Origin of the sequence: Pseudomonas putida (genome assembly GCF_025905425.1) — a bacterium.
Taxonomy (GTDB): domain Bacteria; phylum Pseudomonadota; class Gammaproteobacteria; order Pseudomonadales; family Pseudomonadaceae; genus Aquipseudomonas; species Aquipseudomonas putida_AF.
In genome coordinates, this window is the sequence record NZ_CP109603.1 from 1823243 (window position 1) to 1840677 (window position 17435).

General features: G+C 61.9%; 17 protein-coding genes. 10 read left to right on the forward strand and 7 right to left on the reverse strand.

Going from position 1 to position 17435, the window contains the following annotated elements; translation table 11 throughout:
* Positions 1-9: 9 nt before the first annotated feature.
* Entirely contained in the window at positions 10-426 is a 417-nt protein-coding gene (locus OGV19_RS08100) for a c-type cytochrome (protein WP_264313912.1), read from the reverse strand.
* 379 nt (positions 427-805) lie between these two features.
* On the opposite strand from OGV19_RS08100, the gene OGV19_RS08105 reads away from it, so the two are divergent.
* Together OGV19_RS08105 and OGV19_RS08110 are read left to right on the forward strand one after the other, a co-directional pair.
* Positions 806-2221: an NAD(P)/FAD-dependent oxidoreductase gene (locus tag OGV19_RS08105; protein WP_319026040.1), complete on the forward strand. Its 1416-nt coding sequence runs from the start codon at positions 806-808 to the stop codon at positions 2219-2221.
* A gap of 81 nt (positions 2222-2302) precedes the next feature.
* A complete protein-coding gene (locus tag OGV19_RS08110; RefSeq protein ID WP_264312907.1) occupies positions 2303-2800 on the forward strand; it encodes a RidA family protein in 498 nt (165 codons plus the stop codon).
* Between the two features lie 57 nt (positions 2801-2857).
* Here OGV19_RS08110 and OGV19_RS08115 read toward each other — a convergent pair whose 3' ends face one another.
* The 4 genes from OGV19_RS08115 to OGV19_RS08130 are packed head-to-tail and all read right to left on the reverse strand — an operon-like array spanning position 2858 to position 7582.
* The gene (locus OGV19_RS08115; protein WP_264312908.1) at positions 2858-4159 is read right to left on the reverse strand and encodes an MFS transporter; all 1302 of its coding nucleotides are present in this window, start codon (positions 4157-4159) and stop codon (positions 2858-2860) included.
* Positions 4160-4191: 32 nt separating this feature from the next.
* A complete protein-coding gene (locus tag OGV19_RS08120; protein WP_264312909.1) occupies positions 4192-5442 on the reverse strand; it encodes an OprD family porin in 1251 nt (416 codons plus the stop codon).
* Positions 5443-5488: 46 nt separating this feature from the next.
* On the reverse strand, positions 5489-6598 hold the full coding sequence (locus OGV19_RS08125) for a Rieske 2Fe-2S domain-containing protein (RefSeq protein ID WP_264312910.1): 1110 nt from the start codon (positions 6596-6598) through the stop codon (positions 5489-5491).
* Positions 6599-6631: 33 nt separating this feature from the next.
* Entirely contained in the window at positions 6632-7582 is a 951-nt protein-coding gene (locus OGV19_RS08130; RefSeq protein ID WP_264312911.1) for a PDR/VanB family oxidoreductase, read from the reverse strand.
* 174 nt (positions 7583-7756) lie between these two features.
* Between OGV19_RS08130 and OGV19_RS08135 the strand changes: the two genes are divergently transcribed.
* Positions 7757-8521 carry a helix-turn-helix transcriptional regulator gene (locus OGV19_RS08135; RefSeq protein WP_264312912.1) on the forward strand — a complete coding sequence of 255 codons (765 nt, stop codon included), beginning with the start codon at positions 7757-7759 and terminating at the stop codon, positions 8519-8521.
* Here the strand turns inward: OGV19_RS08135 and OGV19_RS08140 are convergent.
* Positions 8494-10200: an NAD(P)H dependent flavin oxidoreductase family protein gene (locus OGV19_RS08140; RefSeq protein ID WP_264312913.1), complete on the reverse strand. Its 1707-nt coding sequence runs from the start codon at positions 10198-10200 to the stop codon at positions 8494-8496. The two genes, OGV19_RS08135 and OGV19_RS08140, sit on opposite strands and share 28 nt — an antisense overlap.
* 88 nt (positions 10201-10288) lie before the next feature.
* On the opposite strand from OGV19_RS08140, the gene OGV19_RS08145 reads away from it, so the two are divergent.
* From OGV19_RS08145 to OGV19_RS08155, 3 genes are all read left to right on the forward strand, one after another.
* The gene (locus OGV19_RS08145; RefSeq protein ID WP_264312914.1) at positions 10289-11794 is read left to right on the forward strand and encodes a MocR-like pyridoxine biosynthesis transcription factor PdxR; all 1506 of its coding nucleotides are present in this window, start codon (positions 10289-10291) and stop codon (positions 11792-11794) included.
* 286 nt (positions 11795-12080) lie between these two features.
* A complete protein-coding gene (locus tag OGV19_RS08150; RefSeq protein WP_264312915.1) occupies positions 12081-12326 on the forward strand; it encodes a hypothetical protein in 246 nt (81 codons plus the stop codon).
* 156 nt (positions 12327-12482) lie between these two features.
* Positions 12483-12752 (forward strand): DUF3077 domain-containing protein, encoded by a 270-nt coding sequence (locus OGV19_RS08155; protein ID WP_264312916.1) that lies wholly within the window; start codon positions 12483-12485, stop codon positions 12750-12752.
* A gap of 94 nt (positions 12753-12846) precedes the next feature.
* On the opposite strand, the gene OGV19_RS08160 is transcribed toward OGV19_RS08155, so the two are convergent.
* Positions 12847-14700: an ABC transporter ATP-binding protein gene (locus tag OGV19_RS08160; RefSeq protein ID WP_264312917.1), complete on the reverse strand. Its 1854-nt coding sequence runs from the start codon at positions 14698-14700 to the stop codon at positions 12847-12849.
* 149 nt (positions 14701-14849) lie between these two features.
* Here OGV19_RS08160 and OGV19_RS08165 point away from each other — a divergent pair, with 149 nt between their 5' ends.
* Genes OGV19_RS08165 through OGV19_RS08180 form a run of 4 tightly spaced genes read left to right on the forward strand, consistent with a single transcriptional unit; the run spans position 14850 to position 17434 of the window.
* Complete coding sequence (locus OGV19_RS08165) at positions 14850-15152, forward strand: hypothetical protein (RefSeq protein WP_264312918.1); 303 nt, start codon at positions 14850-14852, stop codon at positions 15150-15152.
* Positions 15145-15846, forward strand: a complete 702-nt coding sequence (locus OGV19_RS08170; protein ID WP_264312919.1) for an SDR family NAD(P)-dependent oxidoreductase — start codon at positions 15145-15147, stop codon at positions 15844-15846. Before OGV19_RS08165 ends, OGV19_RS08170 begins: the two co-directional genes overlap by 8 nt.
* Complete coding sequence (locus tag OGV19_RS08175) at positions 15843-17201, forward strand: class I adenylate-forming enzyme family protein (RefSeq protein WP_264312920.1); 1359 nt, start codon at positions 15843-15845, stop codon at positions 17199-17201. Before OGV19_RS08170 ends, OGV19_RS08175 begins: the two co-directional genes overlap by 4 nt.
* Positions 17198-17434: an acyl carrier protein gene (locus tag OGV19_RS08180; protein ID WP_264312921.1), complete on the forward strand. Its 237-nt coding sequence runs from the start codon at positions 17198-17200 to the stop codon at positions 17432-17434. Before OGV19_RS08175 ends, OGV19_RS08180 begins: the two co-directional genes overlap by 4 nt.
* The last annotated feature ends 1 nt before the right edge of the window (position 17435 follow it).

Consider the following 17435-nt stretch of genomic DNA (forward strand, 5'->3'; position numbering starts at 1 on the left):
GATCTCCGATCATCGCGTTTTTGCAATCACCCCCGTCATGTATTGATTGAGGTCGCGAAAATCCTTAACGCTCCAGGCGTGCGGCGGAATCTTCACGCCGTTCTCCTGCAAGGTCTTTGGGATCAAGTTTCCATTTGGGCGCAGTATCACCGACGCTACAATAACGCCTGGATAATCGCTCAGCCGTTTCTTGAAAGCAGCCGTTGTAAGGTCAGGTGTTGGTGGGTCGCTTTTATTGGCCAGCGCCCCGGTCCCCTTGATATCGGCGCCGTGGCACACGGCACACCGCTGTATGTAGAGATTTTTGCCATTGGCAGTCTCTGCGAGCGCGTGGGGTGTTTGTGCGAGTGAGAAAACCCCTAGTAAAACGAAGAGCGATCTTCTAAATTTAAGTTGGCATTGTTGCTGAAACAGGTTATCCAACATCCCGGTGGGTTCCGACATTCTTTCTTCCTTGGGTGTCAGCGCAGGGCAGGGCAGCCTACTTGCCGCTGTGGCCCCGGGGATGTTATCAGCTCCTGCCAGACTCGTTTTCCCTGCGCGCGCCGCGTAGCGGCTTCGAATACACCGCGTCGCTAAATCAACTCTTTATGTCCCTTTCGCGAAAGTTACGAAATACATGAACTAAGTATTTGTCCTCAGCGATTCTTCCCGCTGCACGGCATCACCAGAATAGCCGCCCTCAATTTGAACCGTCAGCCTGACGCGATGACCACAAAGTTGGCCACGGCGGCTGTCGGCCTTGCATGCGCCCGTTGCTTAGGGCTGATGTAACCCATACCGAATGCTAGGAAAGGAAAGTGTCATGGGAATGACCAGGCGTAAATTTTTGATCGGCGGTGGCGTCGTGGCGGCTGCAGCGGGTGCGGGGATCCTGACCCCTATGCTGACGCGCGAGGGTCGCTTGATCCCCGGCAAACCACGGTTTGGCTTTGTAGAAGGCACCGAGGGAACGTTGCCCAAGCAAGCAGACGTGGTCGTCGTCGGCGCTGGCATTCTCGGTCTCATGACCGCGATCAACCTTGTCGAGCGTGGCCTGTCGGTCGTCGTCGTTGAAAAAGGTGAGATTGCCGGCGAGCAGTCCTGCCGGTTCTATGGCCAGGTCATGACCTACAAGATGCCGGATGCGACCTTCCAGTTGCACCACCTTGGCAAGCAACGCTGGCGCGAGATGAATGCCAAGGTCGGTGCTGACACCAGCTACCGCACTCAAGGCCGTGTCGAAGTGCCTTTCGACGAAGAAGACCTGGAAGGCGTCAGAAAGTGGATCGACCTCAAAACCCGTGAGGTTGGCTCGGACATCCCCTTCAAGACCCGCATGATTCAAGGCACTGAACTTGAGCAGCGCCTGCGCGGCGCTTCGTCCAGCTGGAAGATCGCAGGCTTCGAGGAAGACTCGGGCAGCCTGGACGCCGAGCGTGCCTCGTACGTCATGGCCGACTACGCCAAGAAAATGGGCGTGCGCATCTACACCCACTGCGCCGCGAGGGGGCTGGAAACCCAAGCAGGTGTCATCTCCGACGTGGTGACAGAGAAGGGCGCCATCAAGACTTCTCGCGTCGTCGTGGCCGGTGGTGCCTGGTCCAGGCTGTTCATGCAGAACCTGGGGGTCGATGTGCCGACCTTGCCGGCCTACCAGTCCCAGCAGATCATCAGCGCTGCACCTCGTGCACCTGGCGGTAACGTGGCGTTGCCTGGGAACATCTACTTCCGCGAGCAGGCTGACGGCACCTACGCCACCTCGCCGCGCGTTGTGGTTGCGCCGGTGGTCAAAGAGTCGTTCATGTATGGCTACAAATACCTGCCACTGCTGGCCATCCCTGACTTCCCGGTTCACGTCGCGCTCAACAAGCAGTTGATCGATTCGTTCCTTCAGCCAACCAGCTGGAAACTGGATGAAGTGTCGCCGTTCGAGAAAAACAGGCTGATGACGGCGGCCCCTGATCTTCCAGAGCTCAATGCATCGCTGGCAAAACTCAAGGTCGAGTTCCCAGCCTTCAGCGAGTCGAAACTGATCGATCAGTGGAGCGGCGCCATGGCGATCGCCCCGGACGAGAACCCGATCATTTCGACGGTCAAAGAGTATTCTGGCCTGGTCATCAATACCGCGACCGGTTGGGGCATGACAGAAAGCCCGGTGTCTTCCGAGTTGACGGCCGACCTGCTGCTGGGCAAAGCCCCGGTGCTGGACCCAACACCGTTTAGCCTGTATCGATTCTAAACCCCGTTACGACAATGGAATGACCGTGCACGCCTCGTCGAGGCGTGCACATCACCCGTGGTAATCAATTAGGAGAAACACATGAAGGTCGCTTTCAAGACCGTTGCTGCATTGGCCCTGACAATTGCTGGTGCCGGGAGCGTTCATGCACAGGATGTTGTGCGCCATAGCGCAGGCAGTTTCCCCATTTCGGCAGCTGTGGAAGTTCCTGCAGGCAAGACCGTCGTTTATCTGAGCGGCTCTGTTCCGTCGGCTATCCACCCTGAGGCAGCCAAGGATTCGCTGGAATCCTACGGTGATACCAAAGCACAAACCATCAATGTGCTCGAGAACATCCAGAAGCAGCTCAAAGACCTCGGTCTGGGCCTGAAGGATGTGGTGAAGATGCAGGTGTTCCTGGTAGGCGGCCCGGAGAACGGCGGCAAGATGGACTTCGACGGCTTCATGGCCGGCTACACCCAGTTCTTCGGCCCAGACGCCAAGCAGCCAGTTCTGCCTGCACGTTCCGCGTTCCAGATCGCAGGCTTGGCTCACCCAGCCTGGCGCGTAGAGATCGAAGTCACCGCAGTTCGTCCCTGAAAGGGATGCCTGCTGAAAGCAGGCGCGGCCTAGCCACGCCTGCCTGCGTACCTTGCCTCAGCGGGGGTTGACCACCGCGGCCGAGGTACGTAGCACCAGCAGGGCGCCCAAGGCGATGACCAGCGACAACAGGTACAGCGCCAGGCTGGCGCTTTGCGTGTTATCACGCATCCAGCCGATGAGGTAGGGCGCGACGAACGCCGCAACGCTGCCCAGCGAGCTGATCAGCGCCAGCCCCGGCGCCAGTATCGGCCCGGCCAGGTAGGCCGGTGGCAATTGCCAGAACATCGGCAGCGCGCTGCTGGCGCCCATGCCGGCAATGGCCAGCCCGGCCATGACCAGTAGCGGTGACTGCGGCTGCAGGCCGGTCAGGGTCAAGCCCAGCGCGCACATCAGAATCGGCACGCACAGGTGCCAGCGCCGCTCCTTGCGGTGGTCGGACGAGCGCCCCACGGCAATCATGAACACGCACCCCGCCAGATAAGGCACGGCACTGAGCAGGCCGACCTGGCTATCGTGGGCAATGCCCGAGCCGTGGATCAGCGCCGGCATCCAGAACGCCAGGGTGTTGACCGCCAGCATGACCGCGAAATAGATCGCCACCAGCAGCCAGACCTGGCCATTGGTGAAGATGCCGCGCCAGGAACTGATCTGTTTGCGCGCTTCTTCGCCGGCCAGCGTTTGCCGCAGGGCGTGCTTCTGCTCGTCGCTGAGCCAGCGCGCGTCTTCGATCCGGTCGTCCAGCCGTGCCAGTATCACCAGCCCCAGGGCCACGACCGGCAGGCCTTCGATCAGGAACATCCACTGCCAGCCGCGCAGCCCGGCGGTGCCTTGCATGTGTTCGAGGATCCAGCCCGACACCGGGCCGCCGACCACGCCAGCCATGGGTACGGCCAGGGTGAACAGGGCGGTGATCGACGCCCTGCGCCCGGCTGGGAACCAGCGGTAGAGGTAGACCAGAATCCCTGGGAAGAAACCAGCTTCGGCCACGCCCAGGCCGAACCGCAGGGCGTAGAACCCATGCGCGCTGTCAATCAGCAGCATGGCGCTGGAGAGCAACCCCCAGGTCACCATCATCAGGGCGATCCAGCGCCGTGGGCCGAGTTTGTCGAGCACCAGGTTGGCCGGTACGCCGAACATCGCGTAGGCCACGAAGAACAGCCCGGCACCCAGGCCATACACGGTGTCGGAGAATTGCAGGTCGTTGCTCATCTGCAGCTTGGCGAAGCCGATGTTGATGCGGTCCAGGTGGGCGAATACGTAGCTGACCAGCAGCAGCGGCATGATTCGCCAGCTGACCTGGCGGTGGGTACTGGCAATGCTCTGCGCGTGGTGCAGAGACGCGAGGGTCTGGCTCATGAAATGACCTCGAAGGGCAGGTGTAAGGGGGTTCACCAGAGTTTCAGGGTGTAGCTGACGATCAGCCGGTTCTCGTCCATGTCGCTGGCGTAGCTGGAGCGGTAGGCCGCGTTGCGCCAACGCACGCCCAAGCCCTGGAAGTAGCCGGCCTGGATGACGTAGGCGAGGTCGGTGTCGCGCTCCCACTCACGGCCGTCGGCAGCGCTGGTGCGGATCTCGTCGCCGCGCACATAGCGGGTCATGAAGGTCAGCCCGGGTAGCCCGAGGGCGGCGAAGTTGTAGTCATAGCGAGCCTGCCAGGACACCTCGCCGGCGTTGGTGAAGGTGCCGATCGTGACCAGGTTGGCGGTGTAGGGCGGGGTGTAGCCGTTCAGGGTGGGGAAGGCGTCGTTGCCGTACATGCGCTGGTAGCCCACGCCGAACTTGTGCGCGCCCACGCTGAGGGTGCTCATCATGTTGAAATTGCGGTTGTCGACGCTGCCGGCCTTGGCGGTGCCGGCGCTGTTGCTGTCGAAGTAACGCAGGTCGCTGAGCAGCGACATCCCCGACGCCAATGGCAGCGTGTGCACCAGGCCGTAGAAGTCTTGCCGGTAGACGTCGTGCAGTTCGCCGCGAAAGACGCTGGCGATCAAGCCGTGGCCCACGTCGTAGCTGGCCCCCAGTACGTCGAAGGCGCCGCTGTCGAAATCGGCGCTGCGCCCGGCCAGGTACATGCGGTCGCTGCCCGACGACTCACGGGTACGTGAGCGCCAGAGTTGCCCGGCGGTCAAGGTCAGCCGTTCGATGTCCTGCGACTGCAGCAGCGCGCCGTCGAACGTCTGTGGCATCAGGCGCATGTCATCACGAAAGACCACGGGCAGGGTTGGGGTCAGGATGCCGACATCGAGGCGGGTCTTTGACACCCGCAGCTTGCCGGTGACCCCCATGTGGCTGAAGTTGTCCACCGGCCTGCCTGATTGCGAGCCGAAAGGCAGCGTGCCGTCGCCGCTGCGGCCACGTCCCGAGTCGAGCTTGACCCCCAGCAGGCCGAGATAGTCCACGCCGAACCCGACAGGCCCTTCGGTGAAGCCCGATTGCATGCGCAGCATGAAGGCTTGCGACCAGTTGCCGACTTGCGAGGCCTTGGCACCACTCTGGCGAAAATCGCGGTTCTGGTAGAAATTGCGCAGCTCCAGGCTGCCCTGGCTGTCGCCAACGAAGTCGGCGCGGGCTGGCAGTGGCAAGGCCAATGCTGCCAGCAGCGCCAGGCGCAGGCAGGTGATACCCCGTTCAGGCTTGAACATGTGATGTCCCTTTTATTGTTGTTATGGACGGCTGCCGGCGCTGGCTTCAGCCGACCTTGCGGCTGGCGTGCAGGCGTTCGGCATCGGCACGTTTCTTCAGGTAGATGCGGGTGGCGACGGCAGGCGCGTCACTGGCTACGGAGATTTCGTAGTGGTGGTCGTCGCGGTCGTCGAGCGCGGCTTCCAGTGCCCCGAGGCCCTCGACGTCTTCGTTGAAGGCGGCGAACAGCTGCTCGTGCATGTACTCGCCCAGGGCTTCATCGTGCTGGGCGAAGTCGCGGCCATGGACGATGAAGTAGTGCAGGCTGTTGGCGGTTTCCGGGGTCAGGATGTGCGCGGTACGAATGTGAAACTGCTGGCGTTGTTCCACCGGTTGCGCACTGTCGTAGAAGGCCACGCTGACCCGGTGCAGGGCCGGGGAGAGAAACTCCGAGGTGGCAATGCGTGCTGCACTGGCGCAGCCTTCCAGGCCTGTGGTCTTGCCCCAGACCGGCGACAGGGTGGTGGGTACCACTTCGCGGATCAGGGTGTAGTGGCCTTCCTTGAGGTCCAGTTTGTACGGTGCGCTGGCGTAGTCCGGAGTGCCGATGGTGTTGGCGTGGAGGAAGCTCAGGTGGGTCAGGTCCATGAGGTTTTCATGCAGGCTGACGTAGTTGCCCGGGTGATGGAAGTACCCGGAGGTACAGGCCCAGGCCGGGTCGTCGATCCACGCCTGATGGGGGATCTGCGCCGCATCGGCAAGGGCTTCCTCGCCCAGCCAGATCCACAGCAACGGCCCCTGGCGCACCAGGGGATAGCGGCGTACGCCAATGCCACGCGGGCAGTTTTTCTGGGAGGGCACCTCGGTCAGGTCGCCGGAGGCGTCGTAGCGGAAGCCGTGGTAGCCACAGACGATGGTGTCGCCTTGCAGATGGCTGCGCGAAAGGGGGAAGGAGCGGTGCGCGCAGCGGTCTTCCAGGGCGACCGGTTCGCCGGCTTGAGTGCGGTACATCACCACGCGCCGGTCGAGCAGGCGCCGGGCCAACAGGTGCCGGCCGACTTCATCGTCAAAGGCGGCGACGTACCACTCGTTGTAGATGAACGGGGTTTCGCGGTTGGCCATCGGTTCGCTGGCCTTGCGGGCATGGGCGATGAGGTTGCTGGTTGGCAGTGACATGTTTGGAGGCTCCTTAAAGCAGGGTGAGGCGGTTCAGAGGTCCAGCACCAGGGTGTCGCCGAGGGCGCGCGAGACACAGATCATCAGGCTGCGGCCTTCGGCCTTGTCGGCGTCCGAGAGGATCAGGTCGCGGTGGTCCGGTACGCCTGCGCAAATGCGGGTTTCGCAACTGCCGCAAATGCCCGCCCGGCACGAAAACGGCAGCTCGATGCCGTGGGCCTCAAGGGCTTCGAGGATGCTTTGCTCGGGCGCGACCCAGAGGCTGCGGTCGCTACGGTTCAGGTGCACGGTGAAGCCGCTGTCGCCCTCGGTGCTGGTCGGCGCGGCGCTGAAGCGCTCGATGTGCAGGCGTTCAGCGCGTGGCCCGGCAGCGGCTTGCAGGGCGTCGAGCATCGGCGCCGGCCCGCAGGCGTACAGGTGCTCGTCGTCGTGCAGGGTGTCGAGCAGCCCAGCGTTGTCCAGATGGCCGCCCGCTTCGTCGTTGAAGTGCAGGTGCACCCGGGCAGGGTCGAGTTCGCGCAGGGTTTCGTAGAACGCGGCGCGCTGGCGATTGCGCGCGCTGTACACCAACCGCCAGTCTTTGTCGTGCGCCTGGCACCAGCGCAGCATCGCCAGTATCGGCGTAATGCCGATGCCGCCCGCCACCAGGCAGTAACGCTGCAGGCTTTCATCCAGCGCGAAGTGGTTGCGCGGAAGGCTGCAGGCGAGGGTGTCGCCCAGGCGCAGTTGCTGGTGCAAAAAGCGCGACCCGCCACGGCTGTCTGGCGCCAGGCCCACGCCGATCAGGTAGCGGTCGCGTTCATGCGGGGCGTTGAGCAGTGAGTAATGGCGTGGCAGGTCGCCGGCGACGAGGATTTCCAGGTGCGCACCCGCGCTGAAGGGGGGGAGTGCCCGGCCATCGGCGGCACGCAGTTCGATCAGTACGACGCCCTTGGCTTCGGCGGCGTAGCGCGTGACGCGCAGGGCGAGGGGGTGGAGGTCCATGGGTGTTTCCGGTCATTGTCGTTGTCGGGCCAGCTTACGGGCGCGTGCCTGGCAGGGCTGTCACCCGTGAGGTGGACAAGGGCAATGATTGGCGGCAGACTGATAGTTAATAGGTTAACTATTTATCGGGCGTTGCTTACCCGATCCAAAAACAATAAATAGCCGAGTGCCGCCATGATTCGTCTCAGCACCCCACAGGCATCGACCTTGCCCGCGCAAATCCGCCCGTTCAGCGACTTGACCTGCACGTTGGGCACGCCCGGTTTTCCCGGCGCGTTGCTGGATTGCCTGGGCCAATGGGCGGCGTGTGAGCATTTCTCTGTGTTGCGCATGGATGGCGCCCGGCCGCAGCTACTGGCGGCCGGCACGCGCCATGCGGATGCTAACTTGGTGCTGCGCTGCGGCCAGGCGTATATCGAGCACTACCATCGCTATGACCCCCTGTTCGAACCCTTGAAGGAAGCGCCTGGGCAAGTCGGCCACTTGCTAGCCCAGGACATCCGTCATGGCCCTTACCGCGAGGCGATCTACCAGCGCAACGGCATGATCGAGCGCTTGTCCAGCGTGTACCTGGACGAGCAGGCACGCCCGGTGCAGTTCAACCTGTATCGGCATCACGACCAGGGTTTTTTCAACGACCATGAACTGCAGATGTGCGAAGCGCTCAGCCCGGCGTTGTTGCAACTCTTGCGTGGGCACCTGGCGTTGAAAGGTTTGAACCCTGTGAAGGATCCTCAGCAGCAGTTGCTTCAGCGCTGCCCCGAGCTCACCACGCAAGAGTTGAACATCTGTGCCCGCCTGCTGCAGGGCATGACCCACGCGGGTATCGCCGCAGACTTGGGCATTAAAGAGAGCACCGTGAAAACCTACCGTAACCGGGCGTTCGACCGGCTTGGCATTCACTTTCGCAGTCAGCTGTTTGCCTTGTTCTCGGGGTAGGGGTAGGGCGCCGGGCTGGCCTGACCAACCAGAATGTCCTCAAAAAACGCCCCGACCGGCTCCGTGGGGTGGCACAGCTGAATCTCCAGCACCCAGACCATCTCGCTCGGCACGATGTCCAGGTCGGCCAGTTTGTCCTGCCCGAACAGGGCATGGGGGAAGTCGGCGATGCGATGCCCGGCCAGGTTGCGCTCCAACTGCCAGCCTTTGGCGAGGGCGCTGCGTTCGGCGACGTCGTACAGCTCACGGCCGGTCAGCCCCGCGCACCAGGCTTGGCGCGTTTCTTCGAACACCTCGTGCAGGGCCTTGACGCAGGCGTGGTACAGCGGGTGCTCGCCAAACACGAAGGTGTCGCCATAGTCGCCTTCATAGCCATCCCACACCGGGCCAAGGTCGACCACTGCAATATCGCTGGCGCGCAGTTGGCGTTGCGGGTCGATGCCTTGGCGAGGGGTACGTACGGTGTCGTCGCCAAAGCGGATATAGGTTGGGTGCCAGGTGTGCGATGCGCCCATCGCCTGCAGCGTTTGGCTTGCCATCTGCAACGCTTCGGCGGTGGTCATGCCGACCCTTAGTTGGCTGGCGATGGCCGCCAGGGCCCGTACTGACTGCTCGCGGGCGGCGAGCATGCCGTCCAGCGAGTAGCGCGGGCCGACTCTTTCCAGCACCGGGTCCAGCCCTTCGAGCATTGAGGCAGCCGGCAGCGATGCGCCGCTGGCAACGAACGCCTCGGCGACAAAACGATGAGCCTGCGCGCCCGCAGCCAGGCACAGCTCGCGGGCCTGGCTGATCATCGCGCTGTTGCCGCAGGCATAGACCTGGGTATCGGCCCAGCGGTGGGCATGTGTCAGCGCAACCTGCTGCACGCGGGCTTGGGCAGACAGTACTCGGTGCCAGCGAAAGTGTGGATGGGCAAGGCTGGCCTGGTCCAGGAACGCGCCGTCATAAAAATCGGCCGGCGATGAGCCGCCCCAATACAGCGTGACCGGGGCAGTGCCAGACAGGGCCGTCAGCAATAACGGCTTGATGCCGGCATAGCCGGTGCCGGTGGCGAACAGCACGACCGGGCGTTCACCTTCGTGCTGCCAGGTGCAGGCGCCCACTGGCCCTTCGAGTTGCAGCGCGTCACCTACCTGCAGGGCGGGCAGGACGCAGTCGGTAAACAGCCCGCCGCTGACCTTGCGCATATGAAACACCAAGCGCCCCTGGTCTTGCGCTGGCAGGTTGGCGATGGAGAAACAGCGGCTGTCGCCATTGTCGAGGCAGAACCTGAGGTACTGACCGGCGCGTACCTCGACAGGTTGGGTGGGCTGCAGCACCAGCTCTGTGATATCGACGCTCAGGGCGCGTTGGCTCAGGACATGGGCGGTGATTTCCAGCGTTGGCGTGTCCAGTGACCAGCCGGGGATTTCCAGGCGCATATCGCTGCAGGCATGGCTTTGGCACAGCAGCATCTCGTTGGCGGCCAGTGGGTAGCAAGGGGCGGGCATGTCTTCGCTGCGCTGCTTGTCCCGGTACTGGCCCGACACCACCTTGACCTTGCAAGACCCGCAGGCGCCACGGCGACACGAGAAGGGCACCGACAGGCCGCTGGCGAGCATGGCATCGAGCAGCAAGCCTTCTGCGGCTTCAACGCGCTTGCCCGAGGGCGACAGTTCAATGACATGGCGGTTTTGCATATACACCTCAGGGCTGAATGGGGGCTAGAGAGGCCTGATTGTTGCGTTAGACTAGGACCATAAAAACCTCCAGTTCTGGATAATTCACATGGTCCAGCTTCGCAAATGGCGGCCGCTGCTAAAGCTCGACGGGGCTCAGCCGCAGGCGTCTTACCGAAAAATCGTCGAGGGCCTGGTGACTGCAATCGTCGAGGGCCGCCTGCGCCCCGGCACGTTGCTGCCCGGCACCCGGGAAATGGCGCAACTGCTCGATGTCAATCGCAAGACGGTGATCCTCGCTTACGAAGAGGCGGTCACCAAAGGCTGGCTGGAGAGCGTGCAGCGCCGGGGCACCTTCGTCAGTACCCGGCTCGCGGCGGGCACGCTGCCCGCCCACAGCGCGCTGCCGCCGTTTGCCCTGGCGCTGAACGAGGCGCCTGCAGTTCCCTACTTCACCAACAGCGAGCAGGTGACCGCGCTGCAACATCGGCCGGGCGCGCTGTTTTTCGATAACGGCGCCTGTGACCACCGCCTGCTGCCCCAGGCTGTGCTGCACCGCTATTACCGCAAGGCCTTGCGCACCAGTTTCACCACCAACACCGTGCGCCATGGCTGCGAAAGCAGCAGCCAGTACCTGCGCAGTGCACTGGCCGACATGCTGCGCCACAACCGCAGCCTGAACGTGGGGCCCGAGCATATCTGCCTGACTCAAGGCGTGCAGATGTCGCTGTACCTGACGGCCAGCGCCTTGCTCAAACCGGGTGATGTGGTGCTGGTTGAGCGCCTGAGCTACCCGCCGGCGTGGGAGATTTTCCGCCAGCTGGGTGCGCGACTGGTCACCGTCGACCTCGACGAGGAAGGCTGTCGGGTCGATCAGATCGACGCGCTGTGCCGGCTGCACGACGTTCGCATGATGTATGTCACCCCCCATCACCAGTTCCCCACCACGGTCAGCCTGCATGCCGCCCGCCGGCAGCAGTTGCTGGAGTTGGCGAGGCTGCATGATTTTTGCGTGATCGAGGAAGACTACGACCATGAGTACCACTTTGCCGGGCGCCCCTATTTGCCCCTGGCCAGCGACCGCTCGCAACGCCATGTGATCTACATCGGCTCGCTGTCCAAGTCATTGGGCAGCACCTTCCGTTGCAGCTTTATCGTGGCGCCGCCAAATGTGATCGAGGTGCTTGAGCGCACGGCGGTGCTGACCCTGGGGCAGGGCGATGCGGTGATGCAGCGGATGCTGGCCGACCTGATCAATGACGGCGAGTTGAAAAAGCACCTGCGCCGGGTTTCCACGGAGTACCGTCGGCGTCGGGAGACCCTGTTGAGTTGCCTGCGCGATGCCTTTGGCGAGCAGATAACGGTGCAGGAACCAGAAGGCGGGTTGGCGCTTTGGGTGAAGTTTGCCGATTCGATCGATGTCGACCAGTTGGCGGCCAAGGCGCTGGAACTGGACTTGGTGGTGCGCGGCGGTCGCCAGTTTTCACCGTTTGGCCAGCGCGAGAATGCCTTGCGCCTTGGGTTTGCTTCGCTGGATGTGGATGAAATTCGTTGCGCCACCCAGCGTCTGGCGCAGGGGGTCGTGGGCGGCCTTTGTAGAGAAAATCAGATTTAACCCCTTCCTTGTAGGGCATTTCCCAAACATACTCCTGCCGCCTTTTTTCCGTTGCGGCCGCTCAGGCAGCGCTCTAGTCTCGCCGTGTTGTTGCACATCAACGACACGGCTTTGACAGGCCGCAACGGTAATCACGCATACGGTTCGTTCGCTATGGCGGCTGTACGTGTGGGCACGCTTGCGTGCGCCGGAGCTTCGTGATTCCGCCGGTCTGTCAACCCACGTACAGCTGCCACCCTTCTGTTTGACAGCAGGCGGGTGGTCGCCATCTAGAAGGAATCATAAGATGCTGAAGATAGTCCCCGATCCACCCCACAACCACCATTCCCTCGAAGACACCCTCATTCAAGCTGCTGACTATGCCCTGTGTGCGCAGACCGTGGCTCATCAGGCGATTCTGCTGCAGCCCAAGTCACCCGTGGCGATCCTGATGATGGCGACGATGCATGAGCTGGAGGCGCTGCGTGTGCTGCTTGAATGGGCTTTGATCCAAGTGCAGATGCCGGCGCAGCAGCCGCGGACTCAGCACTAAGGCACATGTGATGTGTTGCCTGGGCGGGCCTCTTCGCGGGGCAAGCCCGCTCCCACAGGTACAGCACCGGCCTTGAAACCTGTAGTGATCCTGTGGGAGCGGGCTTGCCCCGCGAAGAGGCCCGCCCAGGCAGTGCAATTTCAGGGAGATGGAACAATGACCAAAGACACCCCAAAACCCCAAACCACTGTCGGCAAGACCAAGTTCTACCAAGGCGAAAAGACGACCCAACCGCTGTTCTGCATCGAACCCGGCATCCCTTGCCAAGACGCCCGTGACCAGGCCTCAGAGCTGATGGGCTGCGTACGCGACCTGACCATCGCCGGCCTGATGGACGACAACCCGCAGTTGATCTGGGCCTCGCATTACCTGAGCGCCTTGGCCAAGGCGCTGATGGATGATGCCGAGCTGGGCATGATGCACTAAGGGTGCACCACCCTGACCAAGGCGCAGTTGATCGACGCTTTGCGCAACGTGCGGGTGAAGTGAGGCAGCCGCAACCGGCTGCCTCCCCTCAGGCTTACTCCATGGCCTCCGCCACACCCTGGTCTTCACCCAGAAACCCACCACTCTGATGCTGCCAAAGCCGCGCATAGGTGCCGTTGCGGGCCAGCAATTCGGCATGGGTGCCTTGCTCGATGATGCGCCCTTCATCCATCACAATCAGCCGGTCCATGGCGGCGATCGTCGATAACCGATGGGCGATGGCGATGACGGTCTTGCCGTGCATCATTTCGTTCAGGCTTTCCTGAATGGCAACTTCGACTTCCGAATCCAGCGCGCTGGTCGCTTCGTCGAGCAACAGGATCGGGGCGTTCTTGAGCATTACCCGGGCGATGGCGATGCGTTGGCGCTGGCCACCAGATAGCTTGATGCCGCGCTCACCCACCAGCGTGTCATAGCCGCTATGGCCTTGCCGGTCGCTCAATTGGTTGATGAAACCGTCGGCCTGGGCGTTGGCGGCGGCCTGGCGGATTTGCGCGTCGGTCGCGTCCGGGCGGCCGTAGGCGATGTTGTCGCGAATCGAGCGGTGCAGCAGTGAGGTGTCCTGCGTGACCATGCCGATGGCGCTGCGCAGGCTGTCTTGAGTCACGTGGGCGATGTTTTGCCCATCGATGCGAATGGCGCCGTTGTCTACGTCGTAAAAGCGCAGCAGCAGGTTGATCAGCGTCGATTTGCCCGCACCGGAACGCCCCACCAGGCCAACTTTTTCGCCTGCGCGGATGTTCAGGCTCAGGCCATCGAGCACCTGCCGTTCACCGTTGTAGTTGAAGCTGACATTGTCGAAACTCACCGCGCCGCCCGTCGTCACCAATACACCCGCGTTCGGCGCGTCCTGCACCTTGGGGCCACGGGTCAAGGTGGCCATGCCGTCCTGCACGGTGCCGATGTTTTCAAACAGAGAGGTCATCTGCCACATGATCCAGTGCGACATACCGTTGATACGCAGGGCCATGGCGGTAATCGCCGCCACGGCCCCCGTGCCGACCTCGCCTTGGTGCCACAACCACAGGGCATAGCCGCCTGCACCGATAATCAACCCGACCACCAATGCCTGATTGACGATCTCGAACTGGCTGACCAGGCGCATCTGGCGAAAGCCGGTCTGCTTGAAATCCTCCATCGCCGCCCGCGCGAAGTGCGCTTCGCGTTTGGAGTGCGAGAACAATTTCACGGTGGTGATGTTGGTGTAGGCGTCCGAGATGCGGCCGGTCATCGATGAGCGCGCGTGGGCCTGTTCCTGTCCGACCTTGCCCAGGCGTGGCACGAAGTACAGCAAGGCAAGCCCAAACAGCGCCACCCAGGCAATGAACGGCAGCATCAGCTTCAAGGCAAAACCGCCCGCCAGGGCGATGATGGCGATGAAGTACACGCCGATGCCGGGGGCGATTTCGATCAGGGTGAACAGCACTTCGCGTACGGCAAGCGCGGTCTGCATCACCTTGGTGGTCACACGGCCGGAAAACTCGTCAGAAAAGAAAGAAAGGCTTTGCCGCAGCATCAGGCGATGGAAGTCCCAGCGTAGCCGCAGCGGCAAATTGATCGCCAAGACCTGGTGCTGCACCATCGTGCGCAGCGCCACCAGCCCGATGCTGGTCAGCAGCACGATGCCGATACCCCACAGCACGCGGCTTTCCTCGGCCGCTTCAGCGTCGCCCGTTTGCCAGGTCGAGAGCAGGTCGACCACCTGGCCCAGGAAGGAAAACAGCCAGGCTTCGTAGATAGATACACCGGCGCTCAGCAGTGCCAGCGCCAGTACATAGCCACGCGCGCCGCGCGTGCAGGCCCACAGAAAGCGCAGCAGGCCCACCGGTGGTGGCGGGGCCTCGTCGGGTGGGAAGGGGTCTAGCCGTCGTTCAAACACACGAAGCATATTCCAGCACCTGTCAAAACTCGCAGTGTGAATCTTCCCAGCTAGGAAAGTAAGTACCTGTTGCCGAGTATATCCAGGCCGCGCTGACTGAATCCGCATTCGTCAGTTGCGGTTCAACGGACCTGGATATGACCAAGAGGAACTTGCGTGTGAAAGATAAGATCGAGGACATCATTTTTGCGGCACTGGATGGATTGAGCCCTGCATTGGCTCAACCTGTGGATTGTTCCGCGGGGCGCGAAACTGCCCTTTTCGGCGCGCAGGGGCAGTTGGATTCCATGTCCCTGGTATCGCTGATTGTTTCGGTGGAAGAGGCGGTCGAGGACACCTTTGCTGTCGCCATCGTACTGGCCAGCGAAAAGGCCATGTCAGCCCGGCGCAGTCCTTTTGCCAGCGTGGCTTCGCTCACTGACTACATTGCCAGTCTGGTCGAGGAGCACGCTCATGCATGACGCTCCGGTTACCTTGATCACAGGCACTCGCAAGGGCATTGGCAAATTCCTGGTCGAGCACTATGTCGCACAGGGCCATCGTGTCGTAGGTTGCAGCCGAACGGACATCGATTGGGAACTTCCCGGTTATCGACACTTTGTCGGTGACGTTGCCGATGAAGCCGCTGCAAAGTTGATCTTCCAGCAGATTCGTCGGGACTATGGCCGGCTGGATAACCTGATCAACAATGCCGGCATCGCGAGTATGAACCATACCGTGCTGACGCCCTTGGCAACGGTTGAGCAGATTCTCGACACCAACGTGATCGGCAGTTTCCTGTTTGCCCGCGAGGCTGCCAAGTTGATGTCTGCGCGCAAGCACGGTCGAATCGTCAACTTCACCACGGTTGCCACGCCGCTGAAGCTTGAAGGCGAGGCGATCTATGCCGCTTCCAAGGCCGCCATCAAGTCTTTGACGCAGGTAATGGCGCGCGAGCTTGCACCGTTCGGTATTACGGTCAATGCCGTGGGCCCGACGCCGATCGAGACCGATCTGATCCGCTCGGTGCCTCAGGACAAGATGCAGCGTCTGCTGGCACGCCAAGCCATTGCCCGGTTCGGTGAAATGGCGGATGTGGCGAATGTGGTCGATTTTTTCATCAGCGCTCAAAGCGGCTTTGTCACTGGGCAGAACATCTATCTGGGGGGCGTATGAACCCACTCCAGACACTGTTGACGCGATTTGCCGAACAGCCCCATCGTTTGGCGATCGTGCACCGCGATCAGCAGGTAAGTTACGGCCAGTTGCTGGAGAACGTCCGACATTTTCAGTCGGTGCTGGCCGAGCGGATCGATCAGCACAGCAGGGTGTCCTTGGTGGCGGACTTCACCCCTGATGCTGTCGCGCTGCTCATTGCGCTCTGGCTCAAGGGGTGCACGGTTGCGCTGATGACACCCCGACCGGAGCCGCAGTTACAGGTGCTTCACGAAATCTGCCAGCCGCAGTGGGTGGCCGGGTTCGACGAGCATGGTCAGCTGTTTCTGGCAGCGCGCAACGACGCTGTCGAGCCGGCGCTGGTGAAGCAATTGCGCGAGCAGCAGGCACCGGGCGTGATCATCTTCACCTCTGGCTCGTCCGGAACGCCCAAGGCCAGTGTGCATAGGGCCTTGGCCTTGTTGGAGCAGCATCAGCAACGCAAGCGCCAGCTCACCAGCATCGCCTTTCTGCTGTTTGACCACATCGGTGGGCTGAACGCGCTCTTCTACACCTTGTACAACGCGGGTTGTCTGGTCATCCCCGAGTCGCGTCAACCGCTGCCGGTGGCCAGGGCTATCGAGAAGCACAAGGTGCAGGCGCTGACCACTTCACCCACCTTTCTCAACCTTCTGTTGCTCAGCGGTGGGTTCGAAAGCCATGACCTCAGTTCGCTCGAGGTGATCAACTACAGCGCCGAGCCGATGCCCGAGTGGGTATTGCAGCGCTTGCACAGGCTGCTGCCGCATACCCGGCTGTCGCAAAGCTATGGGCTGACCGAAACCGGTGTCGTGCCGGCTCGTTCCGAATCATCCAATTCAGGATGGATGAAGCTGGGTGATGAGAACTGCGCAGTGCGCGTGGTAGATGGCCTGCTGGAGATTCGCAATCGAAGCACCATGCTCGGTTACCTGAACGCGCCGAGCCCCTTTACCGAGGATGGCTTCTACCGTACCGGCGATGCGGTGGTTCAACGGGGTGAGTGGATGAAGGTCCTGGGGCGTGCCACTGAAATGATCAACGTGGGTGGCGAAAAGGTGTTCCCCAGCGAAATCGAGAACATCCTCAAGGGCCTGCCCAAGGTCCTGGACGTCATGGTCAGCCATGAACGGCATGCGATCGCCGGCAGTCTCATCACTGCCACATTTTCGCTTCCGTCTCCCGAACCCCTTGCGCAGTTCAAGGCTCGCCTCTACGCGTTCTGCCGCGACCGACTGCCTGCCTTCCAACTGCCCCGCAAAGTGATCCTCACACAAGACACGCTGCATAACGCGCGATTCAAGAAGAACCGCAACTTGCTCAAGGAGATGAGATGAACGATCAGGCCTTTGCCAGCGAACTGGCACAACTGCTGGAAGTCGACGTGGAGCAGTTGCAGGTGGATACCCCCCTGGACCAGTTCGATAACTGGGACTCGTTGACACAAATTTCCGTGTTGGCGCTGGTGCGTGAACGCTACCGGCGAACACTGGGCAATGAATTGTTCAATCAGGTCATCACCTTCGGTGAATTGCTCGAATCCATCCGCAATAGCCGCAGCTCGGAGTAAG